At 61.6% G+C, this 13,774-nt stretch carries 14 protein-coding genes and 1 other RNA gene; 9 read left to right on the forward strand and 6 right to left on the reverse strand.

The features are described from left to right. Positions 1-4: 4 nt before the first annotated feature. The 3 genes from PXK01_RS10820 to PXK01_RS10830 all read right to left on the reverse strand — a co-directional run bounded on the left by PXK01_RS10820 (position 5) and on the right by PXK01_RS10830 (position 3,485). On the reverse strand, positions 5-1,228 hold the full coding sequence (locus tag PXK01_RS10820; RefSeq protein ID WP_274860012.1) for an aminotransferase class V-fold PLP-dependent enzyme: 1,224 nt from the start codon (positions 1,226-1,228) through the stop codon (positions 5-7). A 143-nt stretch (positions 1,229-1,371) separates the two neighbouring features. Next, on the reverse strand, positions 1,372-2,364 hold the full coding sequence (acuI, locus tag PXK01_RS10825; RefSeq protein WP_274846338.1) for an acryloyl-CoA reductase: 993 nt from the start codon (positions 2,362-2,364) through the stop codon (positions 1,372-1,374). 17 nt (positions 2,365-2,381) lie between these two features. Continuing rightward, positions 2,382-3,485, reverse strand: coding sequence for a dimethylsulfoniopropionate demethylase (locus tag PXK01_RS10830; protein ID WP_274860013.1), 1,104 nt, complete (start codon positions 3,483-3,485; stop codon positions 2,382-2,384). Positions 3,486-3,658: 173 nt separating this feature from the next. On the opposite strand from PXK01_RS10830, the gene PXK01_RS10835 reads away from it, so the two are divergent. From PXK01_RS10835 to PXK01_RS10860, 6 genes are all read left to right on the forward strand, one after another. Beyond that, positions 3,659-4,396 (forward strand): FadR/GntR family transcriptional regulator, encoded by a 738-nt coding sequence (locus tag PXK01_RS10835; RefSeq protein WP_274846340.1) that lies wholly within the window; start codon positions 3,659-3,661, stop codon positions 4,394-4,396. Between the two features lie 85 nt (positions 4,397-4,481). Next, positions 4,482-4,859, forward strand: a transfer-messenger RNA (tmRNA) gene (gene ssrA, locus PXK01_RS10840). Between the two features lie 222 nt (positions 4,860-5,081). After that, on the forward strand, positions 5,082-5,516 hold the full coding sequence (locus PXK01_RS10845) for an ester cyclase (protein ID WP_274846341.1): 435 nt from the start codon (positions 5,082-5,084) through the stop codon (positions 5,514-5,516). 242 nt (positions 5,517-5,758) lie between these two features. Beyond that, complete coding sequence (locus tag PXK01_RS10850) at positions 5,759-6,208, forward strand: nuclear transport factor 2 family protein (protein ID WP_274846342.1); 450 nt, start codon at positions 5,759-5,761, stop codon at positions 6,206-6,208. 175 nt (positions 6,209-6,383) lie between these two features. Next, positions 6,384-7,607 carry a chromate efflux transporter gene (gene chrA, locus PXK01_RS10855; protein ID WP_446728445.1) on the forward strand — a complete coding sequence of 408 codons (1,224 nt, stop codon included), beginning with the start codon at positions 6,384-6,386 and terminating at the stop codon, positions 7,605-7,607. Between the two features lie 125 nt (positions 7,608-7,732). Continuing rightward, positions 7,733-8,212, forward strand: coding sequence for an SspB family protein (locus PXK01_RS10860; protein ID WP_274860015.1), 480 nt, complete (start codon positions 7,733-7,735; stop codon positions 8,210-8,212). Positions 8,213-8,442: 230 nt separating this feature from the next. Here the strand turns inward: PXK01_RS10860 and PXK01_RS10865 are convergent, their stop codons facing one another. Further along, positions 8,443-8,982: a hypothetical protein gene (locus PXK01_RS10865; protein ID WP_274860016.1), complete on the reverse strand. Its 540-nt coding sequence runs from the start codon at positions 8,980-8,982 to the stop codon at positions 8,443-8,445. Between the two features lie 275 nt (positions 8,983-9,257). On the opposite strand from PXK01_RS10865, the gene fumC reads away from it, so the two are divergent. Genes fumC through PXK01_RS10880 form a run of 3 tightly spaced genes read left to right on the forward strand, consistent with a single transcriptional unit; the run spans position 9,258 to position 11,079 of the window. After that, positions 9,258-10,652 (forward strand): class II fumarate hydratase, encoded by a 1,395-nt coding sequence (gene fumC, locus PXK01_RS10870; protein WP_274860017.1) that lies wholly within the window; start codon positions 9,258-9,260, stop codon positions 10,650-10,652. Then, positions 10,652-10,852 carry a DUF4169 family protein gene (locus tag PXK01_RS10875; RefSeq protein ID WP_274860018.1) on the forward strand — a complete coding sequence of 67 codons (201 nt, stop codon included), beginning with the start codon at positions 10,652-10,654 and terminating at the stop codon, positions 10,850-10,852. Before fumC ends, PXK01_RS10875 begins: the two co-directional genes overlap by 1 nt. Further along, a complete protein-coding gene (locus PXK01_RS10880) occupies positions 10,849-11,079 on the forward strand; it encodes a ribbon-helix-helix domain-containing protein (RefSeq protein ID WP_274860019.1) in 231 nt (76 codons plus the stop codon). Before PXK01_RS10875 ends, PXK01_RS10880 begins: the two co-directional genes overlap by 4 nt. On the opposite strand, the gene PXK01_RS10885 is transcribed toward PXK01_RS10880, so the two are convergent. Together PXK01_RS10885 and PXK01_RS10890 are read right to left on the reverse strand one after the other, a co-directional pair. Beyond that, positions 11,064-12,431 (reverse strand): cytochrome P450, encoded by a 1,368-nt coding sequence (locus tag PXK01_RS10885; RefSeq protein ID WP_274860020.1) that lies wholly within the window; start codon positions 12,429-12,431, stop codon positions 11,064-11,066. The two genes, PXK01_RS10880 and PXK01_RS10885, sit on opposite strands and share 16 nt — an antisense overlap. Beyond that, the gene (locus PXK01_RS10890; RefSeq protein WP_274860021.1) at positions 12,428-13,720 is read right to left on the reverse strand and encodes a hypothetical protein; all 1,293 of its coding nucleotides are present in this window, start codon (positions 13,718-13,720) and stop codon (positions 12,428-12,430) included. Before PXK01_RS10890 ends, PXK01_RS10885 begins: the two co-directional genes overlap by 4 nt. Positions 13,721-13,774 lie beyond the last annotated feature (54 nt).

Genomic DNA, 13,774 nt, shown 5'->3' on the forward strand with positions numbered 1-13,774 from the left:
AACGCTACAGCACGCGATCTAGAGCCTCGATCAGCCGGGTCACCTCATTTTTGCTGGTGTAATGCGTGAAACTCATCCGCAGGACACCCTGATCGGGGTTTACACCCATCGCCTCCAGCGCGCGGACCGCGTAGAAATCGCCGCCCCCCGCCATGATGCCATGGGCGGCCAGATCCTTTGCCACCTCTTCGCCGGGGCGGTTGATGGCGACGGCCACGGTGGGCGCGCGCCGGGCCGCATCCGAGGGGCCAATCAGGCGCAGATCATTGCGATCCTTCACCGCGTCCAGCAGCGGCTGCAACAGTTCCACCTCATGCGCCCGCATCAGATCATGCACAAATGCGCCGCGCACAACGGCCCCTTCCGCGGGGCCGCCATGGTGATCACAGAGCGCATCGATGTAATCGGCCATGCCCGCACTCGCCGCCACCTGGGCATGATCCGGTCCGGCAGGGGTGAATCGCTTGTAAAGGGTATCAGCATTGAAATAGTGCCCCTGGTTGGGCAGCAATTCCCCCAGGGCGCGGCGGATCACCATCACGCCCTGATGGGGCCCGTAGGTCTTATAGGCGGAAAAGAGATAGATATCCGGCCCCAGCTCATCCACGTTGGGCAACCCATGCGGCGCATATGACACGCCATCGACGCAGACAAAGGCCCCCGCCGCATGGCACAGCGCGGTGATCTCGGTCACCGGGTTGATCTCTCCCACCACGTTGGAGCAATGGGGAAAGCAGACAAGCCGGACGTTTTCATCCAGCAGATCTTCCAGAGCGCTTGGATCCAGATGGCCGCTCAAAGGGTCGATCTTCCATTCGCGGATCTCGATCCCCTCCTCGGCCAGGCGGCGCCAGGGGCCGCTGTTGGCCTCGTGATCCTGGTTGGTGACAATGATCGCCTCTCCCGGGGACAGAAACTGGCGAAAGGCCTGCGCCAGCACATAGGTGTTCTGGGTGGTGGAGGGACCGAAGCTGACTTCATCCGCCTGCACGCCCAGGAGCGCCGCCAGGCGCTGGCGCGCCTCGTCCATTTCGGCCCCGGCCAGAGTCGAGGCCTCATAGGGGGCATAGGGCTGCACCTTGCGCTGGGTATAGAACCGGGTCAGCCGGTCGATCACCGGCTTGCAGGTGTAAGAGCCACCGGCATTCTCGAAAAAGGCCTGCCCCTGCAAAGAAGGTTCGGAAAAGGCAGGGAACTGCCCACGCACAAAATCGATATCCAAAGCCATCTTTGCCCCCCACATTATCGGTCACAAAAGGGATGCAGGTCTTCCCCGTGAAGGTCAAGCACAGCCGTGCAGAACCCTACCAGAATGGAAAACACGCGGCGCATAGGCCGCGTGTTTGATCACATCCCGCATTGGATGCCTTATCAGCCGTTCACATCCACAACCACACGGCCCTGGACCTGACCTTTCAGGATATCGGCCCCCAGTTGCGGCAGATCCTTCAGGGTTGCCGGGCGGATCATCGCCTCCAGCTTGTCCATCGGCAGGTCGGATGCGATCCGCTGCCAGGCGCGCAGGCGGTTGTCATAGGGTTGCATCACGGAATCAATGCCCAGGAGGTTCACCCCCCGCAGCAGGAAAGGCACCACCGTTGCAGGCAGGTTGGCACCGCCAGCCAGCCCCACGGCAGCAACCGAGGCTCCGTATTTCATCTGACCCAGCACCCGTGCCAGCATGGGACCACCCACGGCATCGATGCAGCCTGCCCAGGTCTCGCTTTCCAGCGGCCGCTTGACCGTCTCGTTGATCTCTTCACGCGCCACGATCTGTGTCGCGCCAAGGCCGCGCAGGTAGTCCTCGGTCTCGGGGCGACCGGTGACGGCGGCCACCTCATAACCCAGATGCGCCAGGATCGCGGTCGCGACCGAGCCGACACCCCCCGCAGCACCGGTTACCAGAACCGGGCCGTGGTGTTTCTCCATGCCGTGGTCCTCCAGCGCCATCACCGCCAGCATGGCCGTGAAACCGGCCGTGCCAACCGCCATGGCCTGACGGGTATCCAGCCCCTCGGGCAGCGGCACCAGCCAGTCCGCGCGCACGCGGGCCTTCTGGGAATAGCCGCCCCAATGGGCCTCGCCCACCCGCCAACCGGTCAGCACCACCTTGTCACCGGGCTTGTAGCGATCATCGGAAGAAGCCTCGACGGTACCGGCGAAATCGATGCCCGGCACATGAGGATACTTGCGCACCAGCCCGCCGCCGGGACCGATGCAGAGCCCGTCCTTGTAGTTCACGGTGGAGTATTCCACCGCCACCGTCACCTCGGCCTCGGGCAGATCGTCAAGCCCGATCTGTTCGACCGCGGCGGAGGTCTTGCCGCTCTCTTCGTCCTTGTTCACCACCAATGCATTGAACATGCCCAACTCCCCTTTCGCTAAATCCAGAATGTCTCGCGCACGCTGGCCGCGCGCATGCCGTCCGGCGTTTCCACCTCAAGCCGTGTGCCTTCATCCCAATGGGTCATGCGCACCATGCCGATGGCCACATTGGTCTGAAAATCCGGCGACCAGGCTGCCGAGGTCACCCGCCCGACCCGGCGCCCGCCGGAATAGACCGGCCAGATCTGATCACAGGGCGGCACCGCATCGCCATGGATCGAGATCGCGCGGATCTGCTGGACCGGCCCTTCCTTGGCCACCCGCAACAGCGCATCGCGACCGATACAGCCGATAGCCGTATGGGTATTGCAGAACCGACCGAGCCCGCATTCATGGGGCGTGTTGTCATCGGTCATGTCGTTACCATAGCTGAGCAGACCACCCTCGATCCGCTCGATCAGATTGGGGCAGCCGGCGCGCACCTCCAGATCTTCGCCCGCCTCGAACAGCTTGCGCCACAGCGGCATGCCGAATTCGCTGCCCTCCACGTAGATCTCGAAACCGCCCTGCTTGGAATAGCCCGAGCGCGCAATCACCAGATCATGGCCCTGGAACTGGTAGACACCAAAGCGGAAGAAGCGGATGTTGCGGATGCTTTCGCCAAAGACCCGCACCATCAGTTCCTCGGCCTTTGGCCCCTGTACCGCAAGTGGCGACACATCCGGCTCATCCACCAGCACATCCAGGCGCCAGCCATTGGCGATACCCTTGACCCAATAGAGAAGATCGCTGTCGGCGATGGAAATCCACCAGCGATCCTCCGCCAGCTTGACCGCGACGGGGTCGTTCAGCATGCCGCCCGTTTCATCCACGATCGGCACATAGTAACACTGGCCTGCCGTCATGCCGCGCAGATCGCGCGGGGTCAGCATTTGCATCAGACGCCCGGCGTCAGGCCCGCGCAGTTCCACCTGACGTTCACAGGCCACATCCCAGACCTGCACATGGCGTTTCAGGTGATGGTAATCGGCCTCCACGCTTTCGAAAACCGTGGGCAGCAGCATATGGTTATAGACCGTGTAGCCTTTGACACCAGCGGCCTCCACACCTTCGGAAAAGGGTGTGCGCCGCAGACGACGGGATGGTGAGATCAGAGCCATTGCAAATCCTCCCAGGCAATGGTGAGCCTCTGCCCCAGGGGCGGCAGAGCGCGACTCAGGACTTGAACTTTAAATGTCAGACTTTTAAATGTCTGACAAATAATTTCTGCACCCTGCCTCCGTCATACCTGCGGGTACGGCGGTAGGCTCAGCAAACCGCAGCGGATCCGACCATGAAGATCGACCCCAAAAGCACTGATGACCTCTCCGTTCAGATTGCCGAGGCCATCAAGGATGCCATCATGAGCGGTGCCCTGATCGTGGATGAGCGGCTGCCGTCCGAGGCCGAGCTGGCCGATCATTTCGCGGTGTCCCGCCCGACGGTACGCGAAGCCTTGAAACGGCTGGCGGCACAGGCCTTGATCCGCACCCAGCGCGGCGCGGCGGGCGGCGCCTTTGTCAACCGGCTGAGTTTCGAGGATGCCCACGCCCAGCAGATCACGACCTCGACGCTGCTATTGTCGATGAATGCGGTCAGTTTCGACACCGCCTGCGAAGCCCGGTTTGCGCTGGAGCGCGCCTGCGCCCCGCTTTCGGCGTTGCGGCGTACCCCGGATCACCTGGCGGCCATGCGCGCCGAAATCCTACGCCAATCCCAGCCGGGGCTGACGGATGAGACCTTTTGCGCCTCGGATGTGGCCTTTCACCGTGCCCTGGTGGATGGCGCGGACAATCCGGTGCTGTCCTATCATCTTGCCGGTGCAGTCGAGGCGATGCAGCCCCTGATGAACATGATCACCTTCACCGCACGGGATCGCGCCCGCATCATCGCCCTGCATCAGGGCATCGCAGATGCCATCGAAGGCGGTGATGGAGACGCGGCCAACAGGATCCTGACAGAGCTGGAAGACGAAACCCGCAAGCTGGCCCGCGACGTCTTTGCCGCCCGCATGCCGGCGCAAGCGGTGTGACACCGGCCCCTTGCGTCTCCCCCTTGATCCCGCCCTTCTGATCAAGAAACCGGCCTCCGGAAAACCTGTGCCCGGGCTACGGTTGCCCCTTTTATTCCGCCCCGCCTGATCCTATATTCGTTCTGTCTCCTCGTGGGACTATGGACATAAACGCGCTCGTAATAAGCGGATCGGACCCGGGGGCGGTACCCGGCGGCTCCACCATACACCTTCTGGCAGTCTCCTTCGTTTGGGGAGCGCTTTCAGAACCGGGGGGCCGAAATAGGATCGACGAACGTCTAAAGGGGTTAGCTTTGTCTCGGCTGTCTGCCACCGTTACCGGCGAAAACAGTACAATTGCAAACGACAATCGTGCTCCGGTTGCTCTGGCTGCGTAAGCAGTTCGAGTCGAACCGACTTTAAGTCCTTATGCCTAGCCGCGTAAGGCGGGGTTCGCAGGTACCTGGCAACAGAAACCTGCACTTTACCTCTTCCGTGATCCTGTTCGCTATTGCCGGTGTCACCCATCTATTCGGTGTCACCCATTGCCTTGATCAAACCCGCTTGGGCTGGCTCTCCTCCCTTTTGGAGAGCGCTTGCCGGAAACAAATGAGCAGATGCCCGCTCACTGTTTTGAGGGAACGTATCTCGTTGAGATTTTATTCAGATTTTGCGCCGATCCTCCTTCACAACACGGAGACATGACATGAGCAACATCGACGTTTTGCGCAACTGGTACACCGAGGTCTGGGAAAAGGGGAACCTGGACGTGATTGGCGACTATTTTGCGCCCGATACAATCGCCAACGGCGTTGTTCCGGAGATGCAGATGGGGACCGACGACTTTCGCGATCTGGTCATGGCCTTTCAGGCGCATGTCGGCAAGTTCAAGGTCTTCCTGCCAAAGATCGTCGAAGATGGAGACTGGCTGTCCGCCATCGTGATCGTGCGCACCACCCGGGCCGACACCGGCGCCCCGATTGAGGTGACAGGCCAGGTCATGACGCGTTTTGAAAACGGCAAGATTGTCGAGGCATACAATCACTTCGACTATATCTCACTGCTGGAGCAGATGGGCATGCTGCCGACGGATACCATGCCCATCTGTATGACCGGGCAACGCCTGGACTGGCAGCAGTAAGGCGCAAGCCAGCCGCTGGGGCATCTTCTGCGTCGGCGTTTTCTACCCTGGCTCTATCCCGGCGATTTCTGCACAGGCCACTGTCGGCCTGCGCACAGCCCTGCTGCATCGGTCCTATCTAATTGATTTTCAGTCACAAAAATTGCCAAAAAAATCACCCCTCCCCCCATCGACACCGGCATTGGCATTGGCAAAGAGTATCAGGTTGAACCTTCAACTATGACTGATCGAGATACTCCTTCATGACGACCCCTCCCAGCCGCAACCTGGAGATTGTGAAACACTGGTTTCACGAGCTTTGGGAAGAAGCCGACACGGCCGCCATTCAGGCACTGGCACAGTCCGGCACCAAGATGCACGGACCAATTTCCGACTTGGGCACGCCTCATAGCGACTACGGAGAAGTGGTCCGGGCGCTGAACAACCTGCTGCAGAACATCGTCTTCGAGTATGCCAACCCGATTGAACAGGGGGAGTGGATTGCCTTTCAATTGATCGTCAATGCCGACTCCGTTGCAACCGGTCAGAGCCTCCGCTTTTCGGGGCACATCAGCGCGCGGGTGACAGACGGCCAGGTTGCGGAGATCTTCTCCACCATGGACTACATGACCATGTTCGAGAAGCTTGGTCAGCTTCCGGAGGAATCGCTGCCGATCTGCCTGACCGGGGAAAGGCTCATCTGGGCGAAATAGGGATCGGGCGCCGCCGATCCCGGCACAAGATTTCACTGTCTCCCACCCCCGGCTTGGCCTATAGCCCTTGGCGGATCAGGTCAAAACAGCACCGGAGAGCGACGTGACCAGAGGCATCAAGGAGCAAGGCCCGGGTTTTCCCGAGCTGTTTCGCGTTTTCCTGCGCATCGGCCTGATGAGCTTTGGCGGCCCCGCCGCGCAGATTGCCCTGATGCATCGCGAACTGGTGGAAGAACGTCCCTGGCTCAGCGATACGGAGTTCCTGCGAGGACTGTCCTTTTGCATGCTGCTGCCCGGTCCCGAGGCCATGCAGCTGTGCACTTATACCGGCTGGCGGCTACGCGGTGTCGCCGGGGGGATCCTCGCCGGATTGCTGTTCGTCCTGCCCGGAGCCCTGGTCATTGCCCTGTTGACCTGGCTCTATGCCGCCTATGGCACGCTGCCGACCGTTCAGGCCGCATTCTCCGGGATCAAGGCGGCGGTGATCGTGATCGTGCTGCAGGCCCTGTGGCGATTGCGGCAAAAGGCACTGCATGCCCCTGTCGATTGGGGGCTGGCCTGTTTTGGCTTCATCGCCCTTTTCTGTCTTGGGCTGCCCTTTCCGGCGGTGATCCTGTCAGCCGGGCTGCTTGGGATGCTCCTGAAGCCCATAAACCGCGAAGAGCCTGCTGCTGCGCCCTATGAAACCGATCTGTCAGCCAGCCTCGGAACGGTTCTTTTCTGGTCAGCCCTCTGGCTGGTGCCACTGCTGAGTCTTGAGCTGTTGCACAACGGCTTTCTCGCCGACATCGGCTGGTTCTTTGCCAAGCTTGCGGTTGTCACCTTTGGCGGCGCCTATGCGGTGTTGGCCTATCTGGGCCAGACCGTGGTGGAACAACACGGCTGGATCACGGCCGGGCAGATGATCGATGCGCTTGGCCTGGCGGAAACGACGCCGGGGCCGCTGATTCTCGTCACCCAGTTCGTGGCCATGCTGGCAGGGCTGACCCAAGGCGGCATGCCGATGTTCCTGGCAGCGGGCGCGGTTGCGCTTTGGGCGACCTTCGTGCCTTGTTTTCTGTGGATCTTCACGGCTGCCCCCTTCATCGAAGGCCTGGCACGGCATCCGCGCCTGGGCAATGCGCTCCAGTCCATCACGGCCACCGTGACCGGCGTGATCCTCAATCTCAGCCTGTGGTTCATGGCCCATGTGCTGTTTGACCGCCTGTCTGCCGTGCACCTTGGTCCGGTTTCCTTTGCCGTGCCCGAGTGGAGCAGTCTTGATGCCAAGGCTGCCATCCTGACCCTTGTTGCCATCTTGGCGGCCCTGCTTTTGCGCGGCAGATTGATGCCGCTTCTGGTTCTGATGGCAGGCGCGGGCCTGGCCCTGTCACGACCTGAGATTGCATCCCTGCTCTAAGATGAAACCTGCAGCCCAATGGGCAAGGTAACAAGTGGCAAGCATTTTTTTGAAATCGCTTCCGGCGCCTATTTCGTTTCCCGCAAATTCGCCTATGCTGGGAGCAAAGGAAAAGGGGTCAAGACGTGTCCCAGCAAATCGACTACGGCAACCTGATGCATTCCGCCATGCGCGGTCTCATTCGCACCGTTCTGCAAGGTGTGGCCGATCATGGCCTGCCCGGCAGCCATCATTTCTTCATCACCTTCGATACGCGCCATCCGGACGCCCAACTGGCCGATTGGCTGCGTGAGAGGTATCCGGAAGAGATGACCGTGGTGATGCAGCACTGGTATGACAACCTGGAAATCGATCCCGACGGGTTCGCGGTGACGCTCAACTTCGGTGACACGCCAGAGCCGCTCTATATCCCCTTTGATGCAATCCAGACCTTTGTTGATCCTTCGGTCGAATTCGGCCTTCGGTTTGAATCCGCCGAGGACGATGACGAAGACGCATCGGTCGAGGACATCAAGGCGACGGACCCGGAAAAAAAGAAGAGCGCCGAAAAGTCCGCGGCGAAACCCGACGCCGACGTGGTGTCGCTGGACAGTTTCCGCAAGTAGCTCAGGCAGCCGTTCGGGGGGCTCGTTGCCCCCTCCCCGCATCAGCAACCTCGCACGGATCAGTGCATGCTCCGTCTGTCGGGCGGTACCGATTGACTGGGGTGTGCTGTAGGTACGCGTTTAGAATCTTATTCACGCTAAATCGGCCGCAGAATGGCTCGGCACCCGGTCGGTCGCTGCCAGCCCGACCCGATCCCCGAGCCGATCAACGCGTGTCCAGTCCGCCCCGATCAATCCACCCGTGTCAGAAAGGTCGATACCGTTCGCGTCGGGGCCCCATTGCGATGCACGACATAGCGCAGGTCCAACCCACCGTCGGCAAGAGTGCGGTCATACTGCTGCATCTCGTAGTCGCCGTTAGGCGCAATGAACATGGAAAACACCGTCAGGGTTTTGCCGGTGATCCGCCCCCAGACATAGGGCTGCCCCTTCATCGGGTCCATCTGCACCGCATGTCCAAAGACATTGCGCTCCATCGCCGCCGCATAGATCCCGCTCCGATCGCTTTCCACGAAACGGACCTCATAGGTCTTTTCCTTGCGCGTCCCGTCCTCGCGCAGGGAGACGGTGCTCCACGTGATGAGAAACCCATACCGCCCCTGATCAATCGACACGCTCATATCCCGCGCTTCGACGCTGCCATCGCTGTTGATCGTCTCGACCGACCCCGCGTAGCGGCCGACAAACGGCGTAACATCCGCAAGAGCGGCTTTTGCCAGCAGGACAGCGCCCAGGACGGCCAACAGGACAAGCGGGACCAAGCGGCCCATCAACCAAAGCGCCCGACCGGTGGCAATCGCCCCGATGGACGCAAAAGCGCTGCAGATGGAAGGAATGACAGGGTTCAGCACGGCTTTCCCTTCTGTGCGCGTGACAGGGTGTATGGCAAATTCTAGACGATTCCGCACAACAGGCAATGGACCCGCTGCAATTCTCCCTATACCAGATCGCGCGTTTCCCTATGATGCGCGCAACTGCCCGATTGCTTCCACGGCAACTGCGGGCTAAACGGCATGCAACGGCATACGAGACGGAGAGAGACAAGATGTCCAACACCCGCACCGAAACAGACAGCTTTGGTCCGCTGGAAGTTCCTTCCGACAAATACTGGGGCGCGCAGACGCAGCGCTCGATCATGAACTTCCCCATCGGCTGGGAAAAGCAGCCCGTCGCCATCGTGCGCGCGCTGGGCGTGATCAAGAAGGCCTGTGCCATGGCCAACAAGGAAAGCGGCGAGCTGGACGCCAAGATCGCCGATGCCGTCATCCAGGCCGCCGGTGAGGTCTTCGAGGGCAAGTTCGACGACAACTTCCCGCTCGTGGTCTGGCAGACCGGGTCCGGCACCCAGTCGAACATGAACTCCAACGAGGTGATCGCCAACCGCGCGATTGAAATCCTTGGCGGCGTGATCGGCTCCAAGGATCCGGTGCACCCGAACGATCACTGCAACATGGGTCAGTCCTCCAACGACACTTTCCCGACCGCGATGCATATCGCTGCCGCGATGATGGTGCGCGACGTCCTGCTGCCGGGGCTGAACAAGCTGCTGGCGGGCCTGGAAGCCAAGTCCGAAGAGTTCAAGGACATCATCAAGATCGGCCGCACCCACACCCAGGATGCCACCCCGCTGACCCTGGGCCAGGAATTTGGCGGCTATGCCCATCAGATCCGCATGGGCATCACCCGCATCGAGGCCGCCTTGCCCGGCATTTATGAGCTGGCACAGGGCGGCACCGCCGTCGGCACCGGTCTGAACACCCAACACGGTTGGGGCGAAAAGGTCGCCGCGAACATGGCCGAAATCACCGGCCTGCCCTTCGTGACCGCGCCCAACAAGTTCGAAGCGCTGGCCGCCCATGACGCCATGGTCTTCATGTCCGGTGCTTTGGCGTCGGTTGCTGGTGCGATGTACAAGATCGCCAATGACATCCGCTTCCTGGGCTCCGGCCCGCGCTCGGGTCTGGGCGAGTTGATCCTGCCGGAGAACGAGCCGGGTTCCTCGATCATGCCGGGCAAGGTGAACCCCACCCAAGCCGAGGCGATGACCCAGGTGGCCGCCCATGTGATGGGCAATGATGCAGCGATGAAATTCGCAGGCAGCCAGGGCCATTTCGAACTCAACGTCTACAACCCGATGATGTCCTACAACCTGCTGCAGTCCATGCAGCTGCTGGGCGATGTGGCCGACAGCTTCACCGAGCGGATGCTGAACGGCATCAAGGCCAACGAGCCGCGCATCGACAAGCTGATGAAGGAATCGCTGATGCTGGTCACCGCGCTAGCCCCGACCATCGGCTATGACAACGCCACCAAGGTCGCCAAGACCGCCCATAAGAACGGCACCACCCTGAAGGAAGAGGCCATCGCGCTTGGCTTTGTGGATGAGGCCACCTTTGACGCGGTTGTGCGCCCCGAGCAAATGATCGGGCCCAAGGACTGATGGCAGAGCCGGTCAATCTGAACCGGTTTCGAAAGCAAAAGGCGCGGGCCGAGAAAAAGGCCCGCGCCGACGCTAATGCGGTGAAATTCGGCCGCAGCAAGGCGGAAAAACAGCTCGACCGCAGCCTTCGGGACAAACAGGAGCGGCATCTGGACGGGCATCAGACAGATGATCGGTCTGACGATCCGGGCGAGACATGAACAGCCGCCCCAAGAAACACTCCCTGACCTTACGCGGTCACCGCACATCAGTGTCACTGGAAGACGAATTCTGGGCCGCCTTCCGCGCGATAGCTGCAGATGAAGGTCGCGCAATCAACGAGTTGGCGGCTGAAATTGACGAGTCGCGCGGGACCGACTGCGGGCTAGCCTCGGCTATTAGGCTGTACGTCCTGCGGCATTTGCAACAACGTCAGTCGGCGGTGTAATTTCTCGGCTCCAGCCGCAACCAGATCCCGTCCTTTGCGCGCACCGTCAGATGCGCGACGGGCACAGGCTCCCTGCCCTCAACCGGAGCGACACGGTAGTGGCGCAGCAGCATCGACAGGATCAACGGCCCTTCGACCATGGCAAAACCCGCGCCAGTGCAGACCCGCGCGCCTGCGGAAAAGGGCATATAGGCCTCGCGCTGGCAGGCCTTGCCGTTCTCCGTTCCCCATCGCGCCGGATCAAACCCATCGGGGTTGTCCCAGAGCCGTTCATGGCGATGCAGGTGCCAGGGGCTGAGCACCAATTGCGAACCTTTCGGAACATCCCGGTCCCGGAACTGTTCCGGGCAGGTGGCCTCGCGCACCATCATCGGCACCGGCGGATATAGCCGAAGCGCCTCGCGGAAGACGTCGCGGCTGATCTTCAGACGTGAGACCACAGCAAAGCTGTCGTCCTCAAGGGCTGCGGCCTCTTCGGCGATCTTCTCCTGCCACTCCGGGTAGATCGCCATCAGATAAAGCGTCCAGGCCAGCGCCGAGGCGCTGGTTTCATGGCCCGCCAGGAAGAAAATCGCCACCTGATCGACCATTTCCTCGGTGGTGAATGTCTCCCCGGTCTCGGGATCCTTCGTGGTCATGATCTTGGTCGCCAGATCCTGCGGTGCCGTACCGGCCCCGATCGCAGCCGCGCGTTCATCCGTAAGCCGCGTGATCAGATCGCGGATACGGGCGGCATTCTGGCGGGTGCCCCGGCGAAAGAAACGCGGCATCCAGGCGGGCACCGGCACAAAGGCGGCGAGATTCAGGATCGGCTGGCTGCGCTGGTAGTCGCGGAACCGCGCAAAAACTTCCGCCGCGACCGCGTGCTCGATCGGGATGGAAAACAGCGTGCGAAAGATCACATCCGCCGCCACATGAGAGGTCACCGCCTCGATCTCCACCTCGCCTGCCTGCCCTTTCAGCCGCTCCACGGCCGCCTCGGCGGCGGCGCGCATGGCCGGGAAGGTTTCCTTCAGACGCCCCCCTTCAAAGGCCGGGTCGATGATCCGGCGCTGGCGCTTCCAGACCTCACCATTGGTCAGGAAGACCGAATTGCCCAACAGGGGTCGCAGGCCTTCGCTGATCCGGTTTGATTTCGGGAAATCATCCGGGCGATCCTTCAGCACCGTCCGTACCAGATCCGGCTGATTGAGCAGGAAGGAGCGGAAAAAGGGCGTGCGGAACTCTGCCATCCAGGCCCGGTAGAGGCGCGCGGGCTGCGCCGACAGGATATCCTTGCGAAAGAGCTGCACATAGCGCCAGAGCGAAACCTTGTCTGGCCGCGCAGGTGGTTTGGGCGGGCGCGGCGTCATGGCGCCCTCACCGAGGTATAGCCGGAACGTGCAGCCTCGATCCGGGACTTGGACGGCTGGCGCCCCGCATAGCGGTCGGCCAGTGTCATTGGGCCTGCCGTGATCTTGAAATAATCATAGTCTCCGGGCTGATCGAAGGCGCAGAGGTACTGGAAATGCAGCCGGAAGAAACGCCAGCGCAGCTCCTTCCAGCGCGCGGGGCTCAGGGTCTGGGTGAAGGCGGCAGAGATCACCAGCGGCCAGCGTTTGCCGCTCGGCGCGACCCCGCTGACGGCAACCGGATCACACAGAGCAAAGGCACAGCCATCCCCCGGCGCGCTGACGTCGACCCAGGTGATATCGGCACTGGCCGAGAGATACCGCAGGTCGCCGCGCAAGCGATCCGCCTCTGGCAGGAAGGACACCATCGGCACCACCTGCCCGAGACTGAGAAACCCCAAGGCCGGGCGCGTCTCTGGCAGGCCTTCGCGCAACAGATCCGCCAGAACCGAAACGCCGACATGGGCGCCGGAAGAATGGCCAACCAGCAGAACCTCATCCACCGCATTCTCTTCCATCGCGCTGCTGATCAACTGGCGAAAGGCGGTGATGCGGGCTTCCAACTCTGGCGGGTTGGCTCCGCGCGCGGCTGCCGAATAGGCGTAATCATGCATCAGGTAGTAGGCAAAGAAAGTGCCATCGCGTGCCTTGAACCAGCGCAGCAGCAGCAGCGAAACGGCACAGAAGGTGCCGAGGTACAGGAGTAGCCCGACAATCGATAGCGCCTTTGCACCAAGGAACGGCACAAACCCCCATTCAGCAAGCCCCCCGGCCGCAAAGCCGAGCAGCGCCCCAACGCCCAGGGCCAGCAGCAACTGCAGCAGAAGCATGCCAACCGGGTAGAGCGCTGCGATCACCGGCCCCTTGCGCAGGCGCATCAGGCGGAACAAGGCGCCGGTGGAGATGTAGATCCAGGCGGTGCGCAGCAGTTGCAGATAGGTCGCCGGGATCGAGGCCGCCATGCTATCGCGCACGATGTCGGACCAGACCAGCACCTCCACGTCCGCTTCGACAGCGGCGCCCTCCACATGGGCCGTCACATGCCAGCCATAGGGGCCGCCTGTCTGTTTGGGACGCTGTGCGATCTCATAGCCTGAAATCCCGGCCTGCGCCGCGCTTTCGCTGCGGTATAGCTCCCGGTAGCGGCGGGGATGGATCGGATCATATCCGGGAATATAGAACACGTGGCGGCGGCGCACTGCTGCACCGCCCTGCCCCCTTGCCTGATCCTGATCTGCCGCTCTGCCCATTCCGGCCTCATCCGATTTCGCTCAGACTAGCGGCGGATCTGGGCAAGAGTAAGA

It is taken from the genome of Phaeobacter sp. PT47_59, from assembly GCF_028890025.1.
Classification (GTDB): Bacteria; Pseudomonadota; Alphaproteobacteria; order Rhodobacterales; family Rhodobacteraceae; genus Phycobacter.